Origin of the sequence: Pseudomonas sp. NPDC096950, assembly GCF_044762525.1 — a bacterium.
GTDB lineage: Bacteria > Pseudomonadota > Gammaproteobacteria > Pseudomonadales > Pseudomonadaceae > Aquipseudomonas.
Genome location: NZ_JBIWEL010000003.1, coordinates 345,701 through 362,187 on the forward strand (window position 1 = coordinate 345,701; position 16,487 = coordinate 362,187).

Consider the following 16,487-nt stretch of genomic DNA (forward strand, 5'->3'; position numbering starts at 1 on the left):
CTCAATCCTCTGCGCTTTGGCCGTTGAAGGTGTCGCGCCAGGCCAGGAAACGTTTCTCCAGGCCGGCGAGGATGCCGTCGCTGAGTTTGCCCAGCACCGCCAGCACAATAATCGCCGCGAGGACGATGTCCGGGCGCGAAGTTTCGCGACCGTCGCTGAGCAGATAGCCAAGGCCTTTGGTCGCGGCGATAAGTTCGGCGGCCACCAGAAACATCCAGGCCAGGCTCATGCCGCTGCGCAACCCGGTGAACAGGCCGGGCAGGGCGGCGGGCAGCAAAATCCGCCGCACCAACCGGGCGTGGCTGAAACCGTACATCTGCCCGACTTCCACCAGTTTGCGGTCGATGTCGCGGATCGCCGCGACGCCGTTGAGGTACACCGGGAAGAACGCGCCGATGGCGATCAGGACGATTTTCGACGTCTCGTCGATGCCCAGCCACAGCAGCAACAACGGCACCCAGGCCAGGCTCGGAATTGAACGCAGGCCGGCGAAAGTCGGTTCCAGATAAGCCTCGGCTTCGCGGCTCAAACCGACCCACGCGGCAAACACCAGGGCCAGGCTCGCGCCGATGGCGAAGCCCAGCAACACCCGCAAAAGACTGGCACTGATGTGTTTCCACAGTGCACCTTCGGCGAGGTCACCGAGGGTCATCGCCACTTCGCTGGGGGCGGGCATCTGGTAGGACGGCAGCCAGCCGATGCGCACGACGAATTCCAGAATGAGAATGATCAGGACCGGCAGGGCCAGGCCTTTGAGGCGCAGTTGCCAGGCGTTGCTGAGGCGGCGGGGGGCGGGTAATGCCAGAGGGGCGGGCAGCGATTTACTTTTGCTGGTCATGGGTTTTCTCCAGGCCAAGATCAAAAGATCGCAGCCTGCGGCGGCGCCCACAGGCGCGTAGGAGCTGCCGAAGGCTGCGATCTTTTGCTTTTATTGACGGGCCACGGTTTCCTTGAAGCCTGTGTCAATCAACTGATCAATGACTTGATCGACGTTAACCCCTTTGCGAACCAGCTCTTCGGACACCAGAATCGGCGCCGCAGCCTTGGACGCAATCACATCCTTGGCGGTCAATTGCGGGCTGCTCAGGTCAGTACGCGACAGTTGCAGCTTGGCCACTTCCAGCGGCAAACCCGATTCCGTGGCGAGCAACTGCGCCAGTTCTTCCGGGTTTTTCACCGCCCATTCCCGCGCCTGTTCGTAAGCGTTGAGCACGGTTTCGATGGTTTTCGGGTGTTCCTTGGCGTAGCTGTCGGTGACGCTGACCACGCCGTAACTGTTGAAATTGGTGTTGCGATACAGCAAGCGTGAACCGGCCTGGACCTGGCTCGCGGCCATGTGCGGATCCAGCCCGGCCCAGGCGTCGACGTCGCCTTTTTCCAAAGCGGTGCGACCGTCCGGATGCTGCAAGTGCACCAGTTCCACGTCGTCCTTGCTCAGGCCGGCCTGTTGCAGGCTGCGCAAGGTAAACAGGTACGGGTCGGTGCCTTTGGTGGCGGCGATTTTCTTGCCTTTCAGGTCGGCCACGGTTTTATAGGGCGAATCCTTGCGCACCACCAGCGCGGTCCATTCGGCGCGGCTGTACACGTACACCGACTTGATCGGGCTGCCATTCGCCCGGCTCAACACCGCCGCGAGGCTGGCGGACGAAGCGAAATCGACGCCACCGCTGTTGAGGTATTCCAAAGAGCGGTTACTGCCCTGGCTCAACACCCAGCCGACCTTGGTCTGGGGCAGGGCTTTTTCCAGGAAGCCGAAGTGCTTGAGCACCAGGCTGACGGGCGAGTAATAGGCGTAATCCAGATGCACTTCGGCCGGGGTGGTTTCGGCGGCCTGGGCCAGGGGTTGCAGGCTCAGGGCGATAGCGACGGCGCTGATCAGGTGCCTGGCTTTGGCAAAACGGAAGAGGCGATTCATGGGGGTGAAACTCCGGCAAGGCAACGGGATTCTTATGTCCTGATGATTGGTAGCTACGAATGCATCCTGCATAAAAGGAATATTGCAGGCTCTGTGCCATGTCCTAGGTTTTGCCGGTTTTCGGGACGCTGGCGGGGGTTAAGTTGGCAAATCGATGACTCAAGCAGAACAGTCTGTTGAGTCGCTGTTGCTGGGCCAACACTGTGGTTTGCCAGTCATGAGCTTATGCATAAATCGAATTTAAAAAGCTTGTGATAAGAGCGTTATGGTCTATCGGAATAACACCCCCGGAGCCTCCGATGAACCCGTCCCGATTCTTGCGCAGCGTGCTGATCAGCGCGCTATTCGCCGCACCTTTTGCCTACGCCAATGACCCCGTCGTCCTGCACGTCGGCGACCAGAACTACTACAACGTTCGTGCCTCGGTGGAGGCCTCGGGTGTGCTGGAAGGGGCGCCGTACACCGTTGACTGGAAACACTTCCAGGCCGCCGCGCCATTGGCGGAAGCGCTGAACACCGGCGCACTGGACCTGGGCTTTCTCGGTGATTCAGGCTTTCTGTTCCTCGCCGCGAAACAGGCGCCGGTGAAGCTGATCGGCGTGTCGCGGCAGAACCCGGACACCATCGCGTTGTTGGTGCCCAAGGATTCTCCGGTCAAAACCATCGCCGACCTCAAGGGCAAGAAAGTCGCGTATTGGCCCGGCGCCTGGAGCCAGCAACTGACCTTGCGCGCCCTGGAGAAAGCCGACCTGCCGGAAGACTATGTCGACTTCATCAAGTTGATGCCGATTGACGCGGCAGCAGCCTTGCCTCAGGGCAGCATCGATGCGTTCCCGGTATGGGAACCGTACATCTCGCAACAGATTCTGTTCTCCGGCGCCCGTCCGATTCTCACCGCCAAGAGCTTGATGCCCGGCCTCAGCGCGATTGCCGCCTCGACGCCGTCCATCGACAGCAAGCGCGAAGCCATCGCCGACTTCCTTGGACGCCTGAAAAAGGCCCGGGCCTGGGTCGATAACCACACCGACGAGTACGCCGACCTCTGGGCGAAGAAGGCCAACCTTGATCAGGAGGTTTCCCGTCATTGGCTGCGCCAGGCCCACATGACCGTTGGCCCGGTGGATCAGCAAGCGGCAGCGGATTTGCAGAGCACCGCGGACTTCCTGTTCAAGGTCAAGGCGCTGCCGGCAGCCTTCGCGACGGCGCCGATCATCGACAACTCATTCCAAAAGTCCTTCGCCGAGTAAACCGTCACCCTGCAGCATGTCGATAAAGCGCTGCGCTGCCGGCGCCATGGCCTGACCCGTGCGGGTGATCAGGCCAATCTGGCGCGTGACGCCGGGATGATCCACCGGCACTTTGACCAGATCATCCCGGCCGTCATCGGCTGATTCGGGCAGCAGGCTCACGCCCAAACCCTGGCGCACCAGTGCCAGCACCGTCGACATGTAATTGGCTTCCAGCCCTGGTGACAATGGCAACTGTGCGTCGGCGAACAGTTGCTCCACCAACTCCCGCACGCTGCTGTCGCGCCCGGTCAGGATGATCGGTTGATCCGTCAGTTCATTCAGTTTGACCGAGCGCCGCCCGGCCAACGAGTGATCGGCGGGGATGAACAGGCACAGCCGATCCTCCAGCACCGTTTGAAACTCCAACCCATGGCTCATCCGCGCCCGCACGCCGAGGCCGAAATCCACTTCGCCATCGCGCACCAGCGTGTCGATCCGTTGCGCCACCACATCGCGCAATCGCACCTCGACCCCCGGAAACTGCTCGCGAAACTGCTTCAACAGCGGCGGCAGGGCGGCGGCGCACAACGATGGCAGGGCCGCGATAGTCACCACGCCCCGGCGCAACGACGCCAAATCCCGCGAAGCGCTGACGATGTTGTCCAGATCCAGCAATAACTTCTCCATAGGCAGCAGCGCACTTTGCCCGGCGCTGGTCAGCGCCACATGCCGGGGGCTGCGTTCGAGCAGGGCGACCCCGAGCCAGTCTTCCAGTTGTTGAATCTGCACGGTCAGGGCCGACGGCGAGAGGTTCAGCGCCACCGCCGCTTTGGCGAAGTTGCCGGTTTGCGCCACGACCAGGAAGGCGCGGATGTGCTGGATTGAATTCTTCATTTTGTTTTTCCGAATGCAGGCAGCCGAACATTTCAATTTACAAAGATTACCCGCAATTCCAATACTCGGTGAAAACAACAACAGCGCATTTCATCGCCGCCGCGAGCAGAAATGCCGAACAGGACCTGCCCATGCTTGCCACACTCGGTGTCATCACCATTCTCTGTTTGCTCGTCGCGGTGATGAGCAAACGCCTGTCGCCCCTGGTTGCCCTGATCGCCTTGCCGATCATTGCCGCGCTGCTCGGTGGCTTCGGCCTGCAAACCAGCGCCTTCATCATTACCGGGATCAAGAACGTCGCCCCGGTGGTCGGCATGTTTGTATTCGCGATTCTGTTCTTCGGCGTGATGACCGACGCCGGGATGCTCGACCCGATCATTGACCGCATCCTCAAACGCGTCGGCACTCGCCCGACCCGCATCGTCATGGGCACTGCGCTATTGGCGTTGCTGGTGCATCTGGACGGTTCCGGGGCGGTGACTTTCCTCGTGACCATCCCGGCGATGCTGCCGTTGTACACGCGGCTTGGTATGGATAAACGCATCCTCGCCTGCGTTACCGCAATGGCAGCCGGGGTTAACTTTTTGCCGTGGACCGGCCCGGTGCTGCGTTCATCAGCGGCGTTGCATGTGCCGGTGGCGGACCTGTTTCAACCGCTGATTCCCGTGCAGATTGTCGGCCTGATCTTCGTCTTCACCTGCGCCTGGTTCCTCGGTCGCCGCGAAGAAAAACGCTTGGGCCTGGGCGCCGGCGCGGTGGTGGACGTAATGCCGCAACGAGTGTTGACCGAGGCCGAAGTGGCCCTGCGCAAGCCACGGCTGTTCTGGCTCAACCTGGTGCTGACGGTGGTGGTGATGGGCGTGATGATTGCCGGGGTTGTCGACCCGGTGGTGATGTTCATGCTCGGCACTGTGTTGGCCTTGTGCATCAACTACCCGAACGTCGATGCGCAACGTGCGCGGATCGACGCCCATGCCAAAACCGCTTTGACCATGGCCAGCATTCTTTTGGCCGCCGGGGTGTTCACCGGGATCATGCAGGGCAGCGGCATGCTCAAGGCCATGGCTGAAGTCGCGGTGGCGCAGATTCCCGCCGGGCATGGCAAGTTGATTCCGATGGTGGTGGGCTTTATCTCGATGCCCCTGAGCCTGCTGTTTGATCCGGATTCCTTCTACTTCGGCATCATGCCGGTGGTGGCCGAAGTCGGCCGCGCCCTGGGTGTCGATCCGCTGCAAGTGGCCCAGGCCTCGCTATTGGGCGTGCACACCACCGGGTTCCCGGTCAGCCCGTTGACCCCGGCGACCTTCCTCTTGGTTGGGCTGTGCAAGATTGAACTGGCGGATCACCAACGCTTCACCATCCCGTTTCTGTTCGCTGCCTCGGTGCTCATGACCGTGACCGCGCTGCTCTTTGGAGTGTTCTGATGAAAACCTTACGCATCGGTTCGGGTGCCGGTTACTCCGGCGACCGCATTGAACCGGCGATCGAACTGGCCGAGCACGGCGAGCTGGATTACCTGGTGTTCGAATGCCTGGCCGAGCGCACCATTGCCCTGGCGCAACAGGCGCGGTTGCTCGACCCGCGCGCCGGTTTCGACCCGCTGCTGAGCGAACGCATGCGCCGGGTGCTGCCCTTTGTCGGGCGCGGTGCCGAGGGGCAGCGCCGCCGCTTGCGGGTGATCACCAACATGGGCGCGGCCAATCCTCTGGCGGCGGCGCAGGAAGTGCGGCGCATTGCCGGGGAACTGGGGATGTCGGGGCTGAAAGTGGTCGCGCTGACCGGTGACGATGTACTGGCGACTCTGCTGGGCGATCCGTCGCAGACTCTGGATAACGGAAAGACCCTGGCTTCCTTGGGCGAGCGCCTGATTTCGGCCAACGCCTATCTGGGTGTGGACGGCATCATCGACGCGCTGCGGGCTGATGCCGACGTGGTAATCACCGGTCGCGTGGCGGATCCGTCGCTGTTTCTCGCGCCGCAGATGTTCGAATTCGGCTGGGCGGCGGACGATTGGTCGCGTTTGGGGCGCGGTACGTTGGTCGGGCATTTGCTCGAATGTGCCGGGCAAATCAGCGGTGGTTATTTCGCTGATCCGGGGTTCAAGGATGTGCCGGATCTGGCGCGCCTTGGGTTCCCGCTGGCCGAGGTCGATGCCACGGGGCGGGCGGTGATCAGCAAGGTCGCCGGCTCCGGTGGGCGCATCGATACCGCGACCTGTACCGAGCAGATGATCTACGAAGTGCATGACCCGGCGGCGTATCTCACGCCGGATGTCAGCGCCGATTTTTCCGGGGTGTCCTTCAGCGTTCAAGGGCCGGACCGGGTACTGGCGTCAGGTGCTGACGGTCGGGCGCGACCGCAGTCGCTGAAGGTCTCGGTGGGTTATCTCGATGGCTGGATTGGCGAGGGCCAGATTTCCTATGGTGGCCCCGGTGCGCTGGCTCGGGGGCGACTGGCACGGGACGTGGTGCTGGAGCGCTTGAAGCTGACCGGCGTGGTGTTTGAAGAGATTCGTGCCGAGTTGATTGGCGTCGATGCCTTGCACGGTGGTGAATTGGGTTCACGGACGGACAGCGAACCTTGGGAAGTGCGCCTGCGCGTCGCGGCCCGTTGCGCGGATCGCGCCGAAGCCGTGCGAATTGGTAATGAAGTGGAAACGTTGTACACCAACGGACCTTATGGCGGCGGCGGGGCGAGCAAGTCGGTGCGCCAGGTGGTAGCGGTGGCTTCGCTGTTGTTGCCGCGGGATACCGTTACGTTGCAGATTCATTCAGAGGACTTGGCATGAAGCTGCGTGAACTGGCCCATTCCCGAACCGGGGACAAGGGCGATACCTCGAACATTTCGGTGATTGCCTTTCGCGCCGAGGACTTTCCCCGCCTGCGTGAATGGCTGACAGTGGAGCGAGTCACCGCGCATTTCGCTGAACTGCTGGACCTGCAAGGCCCGCCGGTACGGCGCTACGAATTGCCCAACGTCCACGCGCTGAATTTCGTGTTGCCCGGCATTTTGCGCGGTGGCGTCACCCGATCCCTGGCCATCGATGCCCACGGCAAGGCGCTGGGTGCTGCGTTGCTCGATCTGGAGCTTTGAAACACCTGACATAGCGGCACTTGAACCAAAACTGTGTACCCTGTTCCAACCTGGGCCCGTCGCCACCGGCGGGCCCATTGGAGGATCACCGGGCGAGGGGTTTTTGCCATTAACGTGACGACCGCAACGGTCTGGCCCAAGGCAAAACATGACGCAACTGTTCAAGGTTCTATCGGCGCTTGCCCTGGCTATCGGGTTGACGGGCTGCATCGCATCGCCTATCGAACTGACGCCGCAGACACAACAGCGTCTGCAAACCCAGGCGCCGATCCGTTTTCTGCTGACCTTCGATGACGGCCCCAGTGCGTCAAGCTTCTGGAACCCCACCGACACCGTACTCGACGGCCTCGCGCAAAACCCGTTGCAACCGAATATCAAAGCGGTGTTCTTCGTCCAGACCGGCGCGCCCCGGGCCGGCGACAGCGACATCGGTCGGCGAGTCATGCAGCGCGAGCATGCCGAAGGGCAGATTCTCGGTTTTCATACGGCCACCCATTTTCACACCAATCATCGTTCGTTGAGTCCTGAAGACCTGGAGCAGTCCCTGAGCAACGGCAGCGCCGCCATCGCCGCGATCACCGGGGCGCCGCCGAGCCTGATGCGGCCGCCGTTCTGGAATTACGACACGCGCACCTTCGCCGCCTACCAACGGCATGGCATGCACGTATTGTTGACCGACGTGAGCGCGAATGACGGCAAGATCTGGGGCTTCAACGCCAGCCCCCGGCGCCGGGCGAACATGCTGCGCCAGTTATCGGAAATTCGTGAGCGCATCGCCCAAGGTGAGCTGCCCACGGTGGACGGGGTGATACCGGTGGTGGTGACCTTCCACGACCTCAACCGCTACACCGCCCGGCATACCCGTGAATACCTGCAGATCCTGATCGACAGCGCCAAAGCCACCGGGGTGAAAACCGCGCCGAAGCCGTTTTACGACGATCAAGGGCAACTGCTGCGCGCGGCCATGGCCCGCACCGTCACCGAAAGTGCGGAACCGGTGCAATTGCCGGGCATCTGGAACTGGCTGTGGGACGGCGATAGCCATTGAGGGATCGCGAATAATTTTTGGCGCTCGATGTGCAGGCTGGCAAAAGCGTATCTATGCTGATCGGGTCGAGTTCAATCAACCGCCATGGAGGCCCCCGTCATGGTTTCGATTCCAGAACTTTGCCGCATCGTGACGTCCGGTTTTCAGCCGCTTTCGTGCGACTGCTCGGTAAACCCCGACGGCACCCTGCGGATCAAGGTCTTCGAACCGGCGACCGGGCGCATCGATCTGTTGCTCACCGGCGTCTCGCCGGCGCAACTGACCACCGTCCGCGATATATCCAACCTGATCGGCGAACTTCGCACCGAAATGCGCGCGGGGCGGCGGGCGTTTACCGGCTGAAGCAATGAGTCCTGGTGGCGAGGGGGCTTGCTGTGGCGAGGGGGCTTGCCCCCGTTGGGTCGCGAAGCGGCCCCCGCGTTCTGTCAGGCAAACCGTATCGGTAGGATTTACGACTGCTTCGCAGCCGAACGGGGGCAAGCCCCCTCGCCACAGGTTATACGTCGCCCATTTAATCGTTTGGCACCAACTCATCAATCATCTGTAAACAATGGTTCAAACCCGGTGACACGTCGCCCACCCGGCGGCTGAGGATGATCGGTGAGGTGGCGTTGTCTTCCAGCAGTGGGGTGAAGCCGATGTCGTCGCGGTGCAGCAGTTGCACCGAGGCGGGGACCAGGGTGACGCCGATGCCTGCGCCCACCAGGCCGATCGCGGTTTGCAGTTCGTTGGTCCATTGCGCCACGTGGATGCTTACGCCATAGGATTCGAACAGGGCGATCACATGGTCGGCATAGCTTGGGCGCGGGTTGCCGGGGTAGAGCACGAAGGGTTCTTTTGCCAGGTCCCGCAGGCTGATAGGGCCGGCCAGCAGCGGGTGGCCGGCGGGCAGGGCGGCGACCAGGCGATCTTCGGTCAAAACGGTCTGGATAATCGCCGGGTCGTCGATGCGAATGCGCCCGAAACCCACATCAATGCGCCCGGCCTTAAGCGCTTGCACCTGTTGCAGGGTGGTCATTTCCGACAGCCCAAGTTCCAGTTCCAGGCGCTCGTGGTTGCGCAAGCGCCGAATCAGTTCCGGCAGCACGCCATACAGCGTCGACGGCGCAAAGCCGATACCCAGCCAGGTCTTTTCCCCCAGGCCGATCCGTCGCGTGTTGTCGCAGACCTTGCCCAGTTGCTCCAGCAACGCACTTGAATGCTCATGGAAAAACCGCCCGGCGTCGGTCAGCTTCAGCGGCCGTCCACGCTCCAGCAACATCACCCCGAGTTCGTCTTCCAGTTGCTGGATCTGTCGACTCAGGGGCGGTTGGGCGATGTGCAACAGCTCGGCGGCGCGGGTGAAGTTGAGGGTTTGAGCCAACACCTGAAAATAACGCAGGTGACGCAGTTCCATGGGGCCTCCAAATGCTCACGAGTTGAATACCTTTAAGGTATCAAGCCAGACCAATTCTATATTGGCCGCCACGTAAAAGCCGTATGAGAATCCGATTCAGAACTTTAAGAACCTGACGGGTATCGACATGCGTGCAACAGCCATTGAATCGATCGAGACGATCATCGTCGATCTGCCGACCATCCGCCCGCACAAACTGGCGATGCACACCATGCAGAACCAGACCCTGGTGATCATCCGTGTGCGCTGCGCCGATGGCATCGAAGGCATCGGCGAATCCACCACCATCGGTGGCCTGGCCTATGGCAATGAAAGCCCCGACAGCATCAAGACCAACATCGACCAACACTTTGCGCCATTGCTGATCGGCCAGGACAGCGGCAACGTCAACGCGGCGATGTTGCGTCTGGAACGCAGCATTCGTGGCAATACGTTCGCCAAGTCCGGCATCGAAACCGCGTTGCTCGACGCCCAGGGCAAGCGCCTCGGGCTGGCGGTCAGTGAATTGCTCGGCGGTCGGGTTCGCGAGGCGTTGCCGGTGGCCTGGACCCTGGCCAGCGGCGACACCGAGCAGGACATCGCCGAAGCGGAAAAAATGCTCGACCTGCGCCGCCACCGGATCTTCAAGTTGAAAATCGGTGCTGGCGAGGTCAACCGCGACCTGGCCCACGTCATCGCAATCAAGAAAGCCCTGGGCGATCGCGCCAGTGTGCGGGTCGATGTCAATCAGGCCTGGGACGAAGCGGTGGCACTGCGCGCCTGCCGGATCCTCGGCACCAATGGCATCGACCTGATCGAACAACCGATCTCCCGCAACAATCGCACCGGCATGGCACGCCTGAACGCGATCAGCCCGGCGCCGATCATGGCCGACGAGTCCATCGAATGTGTGGAAGACGCCTTCAACCTCGCTCGCGAAGGTGCAGCTTCGGTGTTCGCCCTGAAGATCGCCAAGAACGGCGGCCCCCGCGCCGTGCTGCGTACCGCCGCGATTGCCGAAGCGGCCGGTATCGGCCTGTACGGCGGCACCATGCTCGAAGGTGGGATCGGCACCCTGGCCTCGGCCCATGCCTTTGTCACCCTGAACAAACTGGCCTGGGACACTGAACTGTTCGGCCCGCTGCTGCTGACCGAAGACATTCTCAGCGAGCCATTGGTCTATCGCGATTTTGAGTTGCACGTCCCGAAAACACCGGGCCTGGGCCTGAGCCTGGATGAAGAACGTCTGGCGTTTTTCCGCCGTGACAAGTCAACCACTGCCGTTTATCAAGCCTGAGGAGAGCATCATGCTGTTCCACGTAAAAATGACCGTGAACCTGCCGCTCGACATGAACCCGGAAACCGCCGCGAGCCTCAAGGCCGACGAGAAAGCCCTGGCCCAGCGCCTGCAAGAGCAGGGCAAGTGGCGCCACCTGTGGCGCATCGCCGGGCACTACGCCAATTACAGCGTGTTCGATGTCGACAGCGTCCAGGAACTGCACGACCTGCTGCTGCAATTGCCGCTGTTTCCGTACATGGCCATCGAGGTTGATGCGCTGTGCCGGCATCCTTCTTCGATTCACGAGAATGACCGCTGAACCCGGCCCGTTCAGTTAGCTACGATAATAATGACAAGATGAGGAACCACCATGAACATCAAGATCTCCCACACCGCCAGCGCCCAGAAGTTTCTCGAAGAGGCCAGTGGTCTGCTCAACGAGGCCGGTGATCCACGGGTCAAGGCGCTGGTTTACCGGATCTTGCGGGATTCGGTAAACATCATCGAAGACCTGGCCGTGACCCCGGAAGAGTTCTGGAAAGCCGTGAACTACCTCAACGTGCTGGGTGCGCGTCAGGAGGCCGGTTTGTTGGTGGCCGGGCTCGGCCTGGAACATTACCTCGACCTGTTGATGGACGCCGAAGACGAGCAGGCCGGCAAGTCCGGCGGCACGCCACGCACCATCGAAGGGCCGCTGTATGTGGCCGGTGCGCCGCTGTCTGACGGCGAGGCGCGGCTGGATGATGGCGTCGACCCGGGGGTGACCCTGTTCATGCAAGGCCAGGTGTTCAATACCGCTGGCGAACCGTTGGCCGGGGCGGTGGTGGATGTCTGGCACGCCAACACCGGTGGCACCTATTCGTACTTCGACGCCACGCAATCGGAGTTCAACCTGCGCCGTCGGATCGTCACCGACGCCGAAGGCCGTTACCGTTTCCGCAGCATCGTGCCGTCGGGCTACGGCTGCCCGCCGGACGGTCCGACCCAGCAATTGCTCGATCAACTGGGTCGCCACGGGCAGCGGCCGGCGCATATCCACTTCTTTATCTCGGCGCCGGATCATCGTCACCTGACCACCCAGATCAACCTCGACGGCGACAAATACCTGCACGACGATTTCGCCTATGCCACCCGTGACGAGCTGATCGCTCACATCACCTTCAGCGACGACCCGCAACGGGCGGCGGCCCACGGTGTCAGCGGTCGCTTTGCTGAAATCGAGTTCGATTTCACCTTGCAATCGTCCGCCCAACCTGAGGAACAACAGCGCATCGAGCGGGTGCGCGCACTCGAAGACTGACCGCCTCCTGTGGGAGCGGGCTTGCTCGCGAAGACGGAATCAGCTCAACATCATCGTTGACTGACACTCCGCCTTCGCGAGCAAGCCCGCTCCCACACCTACATCAACAACGAGAGTGACCCGATGATGCACGCGCAACTGTTGAGTCAGCGCAGCAGAGTATTCGACCACGCCGACCCTTACGCGGTGTCGGGTTACGTCAATCAGCACGTCGGCAACCATTGCATTCTGATGCCCCGTGCCGGTCGGCCGCTGGCCAGCCTCGATCACCGCAAGTTCGCCAGCCTGGACCTGTGCCGCATCAGCTACGGCGCCAGCGTGCGGGTCACATCCGGTGCGCTCGACAGCATCTATCACCTGCAAGTCTTGCTGCGCGGTCACTGCCTGTGGCGCGGGCATGGCCAGGAACATTACTTCGAACCCGGCGAGTTGCTGCTGATCAACCCTGACGATCCGGTGGACCTGACCTATTCCGACGATTGCGAAAAATTCATCCTAAAAGTCCCAACGCGTTTGCTGGAATCGGTATGCGATGAACAACGCTGGGGTTATCCGGGGCAGGGCGTGCGGTTTCTGCAGAATCGCTATCAGCTCGATCAACTGGAAGGTTTCGTCAGCCTGCTGGCGATGATTTGTCAGGAGGCCGAGGCCACCGAGCCGATGCTTAAAGTGCAGGAGCATTACGCGCAGATCATCGTCAGCAAAATGCTCAGCCTGATGAAGACCAATGTGAGCCGGGTCAGCCTCGGTTCGCCTTCGGCCACGTTCGAGATGATTGCTGACTACATCGCGCGCAACCTCAAGCAAGACTTCGACAGCGAAGCACTGGCCCGCCAGGCACGGATGAGTGTGCGTTCGTTGTATGGCTTGTTTGAGCGCAACGCCGGGGCCACGCCGAAAAACTACATCCGCCAGAAACGCCTCGAACGCATCAACGCCTGCCTGAGCGACCCGACCTGCAACGTGCGCAACGTCACCGAAGTGGCGATGGATTACGGGTTCCTGCATTTGGGGCGGTTCTCCGACAGCTATCGCAAGCAGTTTGGCGAATTGCCGTCCGATACCCTCAAGCGTCGGCATTGAATCGCTGACAACCAGCCCTGATCGTTCCCACGCTCCCGCGTGGGAATGCCTCAACGGACTCTCCGCGTTCGGCTTTGGATGGGACGCGGAGCGTCCCGGGCTGCATTCCCACGCGGAGCGTGGGAACGATCACTAAAGGACTGCAGTAAACGGATAAAGGTCTGCACCCATCGGATAGTGCGCCTCATCCCCCCGCCCTAGCATGGCCCTGCCTGAATAAAAACAATGGAGGCGGCGGCCATGTCCCTGCGACCCGAATACCTTCACTCCCTGCTGGAAGACGACAAAGAACACGGCATCTACCGCTGCAAGCGCGAGATGTTCACCGACCCGCGCCTGTTCGATCTGGAGATGCAGCACCTCTTCGAAGGCAACTGGCTGTACCTGGCCCACGAAAGCCAGATCCCGAATATCAACGATTTCTACACCACCACCATGGGCCGCCAGTCGATCTTTATCGCGCGCAACAAGGCCGGTGAACTCAACGCGTTCATCAACGCCTGCAGCCATCGCGGCGCCATGCTGTGCCGGCACAAGACCGGCAACAAAAGCTCCTACACCTGTCCGTTCCACGGCTGGACCTTCAATAACTCCGGCAAGCTGCTCAAGGTCAAGGACCCGGCCGAAGCGGGTTATCCGGCGAGTTTCAATTGCGATGGCTCCCACGATCTGACCAAAGTCGCGCGGTTCGAGTCCTATCGCGGTTTCCTGTTCGGCAGCCTCAAGGCCGATGTGGTGCCGCTGGTGGAACACCTGGGCGAGTCGGCGAAGATCATCGACATGATCGTCGACCAGTCCGCCGATGGCCTGGAAGTGCTGCGCGGTTCCTCCAGCTACATCTACGAAGGCAACTGGAAACTCACCGCTGAAAACGGCGCCGACGGTTACCACGTCAGCTCGGTGCACTGGAACTACGCGGCCACCCAGAGCCAGCGCAAACAGCGCGAGGCCGGCGAAGACATCCGCACCATGAGCGCCGGCACCTGGGCCAAGCAGGGCGGTGGTTTTTACTCGTTCGACAAGGGCCACATGCTGCTCTGGACCCGTTGGTCCAACCCCGAGGATCGCCCGTTGTTCGAACGTCGCGACGAGCTGGCCCGGGACTTCGGCCAGGCCCGCGCCGACTGGATGATCGAGAACTCGCGCAACCTGTGCCTGTACCCGAACGTGTACCTGATGGACCAGTTCAGCTCACAGATTCGCATCGCCCGGCCGATCTCGGTCAACCGCACGGAAATCACCATTTATTGCATCGCCCCCAAAGGCGAAAGCGACGTCGCTCGGTCGAGCCGGATTCGCCAGTACGAGGATTTTTTCAACGTCAGCGGCATGGCCACGCCGGACGATCTCGAGGAGTTTCGCTCCTGCCAGACCGGCTACCAGGGCAGCGTCACCACTTGGAACGACATGTCCCGTGGCGCCGAGCATTGGGTCGAAGGCGCCGACGACGCGGCCAGGGAAATTGACCTGCATCCCCTGCTCAGCGGCGTGCGCACCGAAGACGAAGGCTTGTTCGTGCTGCAACACAAATACTGGCAGCAGACGATGCTCAAGGCCTTGGCCGACGAACAGTCCGAACTGATCGCTGTGGAGGCCGTGCAATGACCATCACCTATGAAGCCGTGCGCGATTTTCTCTACCGCGAAGCCCGCTACCTCGACGACAAACAATGGGACGACTGGCTGGAACTGTACGCCGCCGATGCGTCGTTCTGGATGCCGTCCTGGGACGACAACGACGAACTCACCGAAGACCCGCAGCGGGAAATCTCGCTGATCTGGTACGGCAATCGCACCGGCCTGGAAGACCGCATCTTCCGCATCAAGACCGAGCGTTCCAGCGCGAGCATTCCCGACACCCGCACCTCCCACAACATCAGCAATATCGAGCTGCTCGAACACGCCGAGGGCCTATGCAAGGTGCGCTTCAACTGGCACACCCTGAGCTTTCGCTACAAGACCGTCGACAGCTATTTCGGCAGCAGTTTCTACACCCTCGATGTGCGCGGCGAGAACCCGCTGATCAAGGCCAAGAAAGTGATCCTGAAGAACGATTACGTTCGCCAGGTCATCGACGTTTACCACTTGTGAGGCGGCCGTCATGACTCATTCCATCGCATTCAATTTCGAAGACGGCGTCACCCGGTTCATCGACGCCAACCCCGGCGAAACCGTGGCCGACGCCGCGTACCGCCAGGGCATCAATATTCCGCTGGACTGCCGCGACGGCGCCTGCGGCACCTGCAAATGTTTCGCCGAGGCCGGTCGTTATGACCTGGGCGGTGAGTACATCGAAGATGCCCTCAGCGCCGATGAGGCCGAGCAGGGTTTTGTCCTGACCTGCCAGATGCGTGCCCAGAGCGATTGCGTGGTGCGGGTGCCGGCGTCGTCGGATGTCTGCCGCACTCGCCAGGCCAATTTTGAGGCGACCATCAGCACCGTGCGCCAGTTGTCCGACAGCACCATCGCGCTGTCGATCAAGGGTGAGGCCCTGAGCAAACTGGCGTTCCTGCCGGGGCAATACGTGAACCTCGGCGTGCCCGGCAGCGAGCAGACTCGCGCGTATTCCTTCAGCTCGTTGCAGCGCGATGGCGAGGTCAGTTTCTTGATTCGCAACGTGCCCGGCGGCTTGATGAGCAGCTTCCTCACCGGCATGGCCAAGGCCGGCGACAGCATGACCCTGGCCGGACCGCTGGGCAGTTTCTACCTGCGGGATATCCGCCGACCGCTGTTATTGCTGGCGGGCGGCACTGGCCTGGCACCGTTCACCGCGATGCTGGAAAAAATTGCCGAGCAGGGCAGTGAGCAGCCGCTGCACCTGATCTACGGCGTGACCAATGACTTCGACCTTGTGGAGCTGGACCGACTGGAAGCCTTCGCTGCGCGCATCCCGAATTTCAGTTTCAGCGCCTGCGTGGCCAACCCCGACAGCCAGCATCCGCTCAAGGGCTACGTGACCCAGCACATCGAGCCCCGGCATTTGAACGATGGCGACGTCGACGTCTACCTGTGCGGCCCGCCGCCGATGGTCGAGGCGGTCAGCCAGTTCATCCGTGAGCAAGGCATTGCACCGGCAAACTTCTACTACGAAAAATTTGCCGCCAGCGCGGCGTGACTGTCTTCGCTACGACATATTTTTGTAGCAGCTGGCGAAGCCTGCGTTCGGCTGCGAAGCAGTCGTGATATCAGGCGACGCGGTATTCCAGGAAGACCTCGCGCCCAGGTTTTACGACTGCTTCGCAGCCGAACGCAGGCTTCGCCAGCTGCTACAG

17 protein-coding genes are annotated in these 16,487 nt (G+C 61.4%); 13 read left to right on the forward strand and 4 right to left on the reverse strand.

The window, feature by feature from the left end:
- Position 1 precedes the first annotated feature (1 nt).
- On the reverse strand, positions 2-838 hold the full coding sequence (locus tag ACIQY3_RS08705) for an ABC transporter permease (protein ID WP_403018561.1): 837 nt from the start codon (positions 836-838) through the stop codon (positions 2-4).
- Positions 839-928: 90 nt separating this feature from the next.
- Positions 929-1,915, reverse strand: coding sequence for an aliphatic sulfonate ABC transporter substrate-binding protein (locus tag ACIQY3_RS08710; RefSeq protein WP_403018563.1), 987 nt, complete (start codon positions 1,913-1,915; stop codon positions 929-931).
- 299 nt (positions 1,916-2,214) lie between these two features.
- On the opposite strand from ACIQY3_RS08710, the gene ACIQY3_RS08715 reads away from it, so the two are divergent.
- Complete coding sequence (locus ACIQY3_RS08715) at positions 2,215-3,162, forward strand: ABC transporter substrate-binding protein (protein WP_403018565.1); 948 nt, start codon at positions 2,215-2,217, stop codon at positions 3,160-3,162.
- Here ACIQY3_RS08715 and ACIQY3_RS08720 read toward each other — a convergent pair.
- A complete protein-coding gene (locus tag ACIQY3_RS08720; protein ID WP_403018567.1) occupies positions 3,136-4,038 on the reverse strand; it encodes a LysR family transcriptional regulator in 903 nt (300 codons plus the stop codon). The genes ACIQY3_RS08715 and ACIQY3_RS08720 overlap by 27 nt on opposite strands.
- A gap of 131 nt (positions 4,039-4,169) precedes the next feature.
- Here ACIQY3_RS08720 and ACIQY3_RS08725 point away from each other — a divergent pair, with 131 nt between their 5' ends.
- The 5 genes from ACIQY3_RS08725 to ACIQY3_RS08745 all read left to right on the forward strand — a co-directional run bounded on the left by ACIQY3_RS08725 (position 4,170) and on the right by ACIQY3_RS08745 (position 8,521).
- Positions 4,170-5,462 (forward strand): CitMHS family transporter, encoded by a 1,293-nt coding sequence (locus ACIQY3_RS08725; RefSeq protein WP_403018569.1) that lies wholly within the window; start codon positions 4,170-4,172, stop codon positions 5,460-5,462.
- Complete coding sequence (locus tag ACIQY3_RS08730; protein WP_403018570.1) at positions 5,462-6,826, forward strand: acyclic terpene utilization AtuA family protein; 1,365 nt, start codon at positions 5,462-5,464, stop codon at positions 6,824-6,826. The genes ACIQY3_RS08725 and ACIQY3_RS08730 overlap by 1 nt, the downstream gene beginning before the upstream one ends.
- Positions 6,823-7,131 (forward strand): hypothetical protein, encoded by a 309-nt coding sequence (locus tag ACIQY3_RS08735; protein WP_403018571.1) that lies wholly within the window; start codon positions 6,823-6,825, stop codon positions 7,129-7,131. Before ACIQY3_RS08730 ends, ACIQY3_RS08735 begins: the two co-directional genes overlap by 4 nt.
- A gap of 148 nt (positions 7,132-7,279) precedes the next feature.
- Entirely contained in the window at positions 7,280-8,179 is a 900-nt protein-coding gene (locus ACIQY3_RS08740) for a polysaccharide deacetylase family protein (RefSeq protein ID WP_403018573.1), read from the forward strand.
- Between the two features lie 99 nt (positions 8,180-8,278).
- Positions 8,279-8,521 (forward strand): DUF1652 domain-containing protein, encoded by a 243-nt coding sequence (locus ACIQY3_RS08745; RefSeq protein WP_403018574.1) that lies wholly within the window; start codon positions 8,279-8,281, stop codon positions 8,519-8,521.
- Positions 8,522-8,690: 169 nt separating this feature from the next.
- Here ACIQY3_RS08745 and ACIQY3_RS08750 read toward each other — a convergent pair whose 3' ends face one another.
- Positions 8,691-9,575, reverse strand: a complete 885-nt coding sequence (locus ACIQY3_RS08750; protein ID WP_403018575.1) for a LysR family transcriptional regulator — start codon at positions 9,573-9,575, stop codon at positions 8,691-8,693.
- 127 nt (positions 9,576-9,702) lie between these two features.
- On the opposite strand from ACIQY3_RS08750, the gene ACIQY3_RS08755 reads away from it, so the two are divergent.
- From ACIQY3_RS08755 to benC, 7 genes are all read left to right on the forward strand, one after another.
- Positions 9,703-10,851, forward strand: coding sequence for a muconate cycloisomerase family protein (locus ACIQY3_RS08755; RefSeq protein ID WP_403018576.1), 1,149 nt, complete (start codon positions 9,703-9,705; stop codon positions 10,849-10,851).
- A 10-nt stretch (positions 10,852-10,861) separates the two neighbouring features.
- Positions 10,862-11,152: a muconolactone Delta-isomerase gene (catC, locus tag ACIQY3_RS08760; protein ID WP_403018577.1), complete on the forward strand. Its 291-nt coding sequence runs from the start codon at positions 10,862-10,864 to the stop codon at positions 11,150-11,152.
- Between the two features lie 51 nt (positions 11,153-11,203).
- On the forward strand, positions 11,204-12,133 hold the full coding sequence (catA, locus tag ACIQY3_RS08765) for a catechol 1,2-dioxygenase (protein WP_403018579.1): 930 nt from the start codon (positions 11,204-11,206) through the stop codon (positions 12,131-12,133).
- 123 nt (positions 12,134-12,256) lie between these two features.
- The gene (locus tag ACIQY3_RS08770) at positions 12,257-13,216 is read left to right on the forward strand and encodes an AraC family transcriptional regulator (RefSeq protein WP_403018580.1); all 960 of its coding nucleotides are present in this window, start codon (positions 12,257-12,259) and stop codon (positions 13,214-13,216) included.
- Between the two features lie 240 nt (positions 13,217-13,456).
- The gene (gene benA / locus ACIQY3_RS08775) at positions 13,457-14,821 is read left to right on the forward strand and encodes a benzoate 1,2-dioxygenase large subunit (RefSeq protein WP_403018581.1); all 1,365 of its coding nucleotides are present in this window, start codon (positions 13,457-13,459) and stop codon (positions 14,819-14,821) included.
- On the forward strand, positions 14,818-15,306 hold the full coding sequence (gene benB, locus ACIQY3_RS08780; protein ID WP_403018583.1) for a benzoate 1,2-dioxygenase small subunit: 489 nt from the start codon (positions 14,818-14,820) through the stop codon (positions 15,304-15,306). The genes benA and benB overlap by 4 nt, the downstream gene beginning before the upstream one ends.
- Before the next feature lie 10 nt (positions 15,307-15,316).
- Positions 15,317-16,330 carry a benzoate 1,2-dioxygenase electron transfer component BenC gene (benC, locus tag ACIQY3_RS08785; RefSeq protein ID WP_403018584.1) on the forward strand — a complete coding sequence of 338 codons (1,014 nt, stop codon included), beginning with the start codon at positions 15,317-15,319 and terminating at the stop codon, positions 16,328-16,330.
- Positions 16,331-16,487 lie beyond the last annotated feature (157 nt).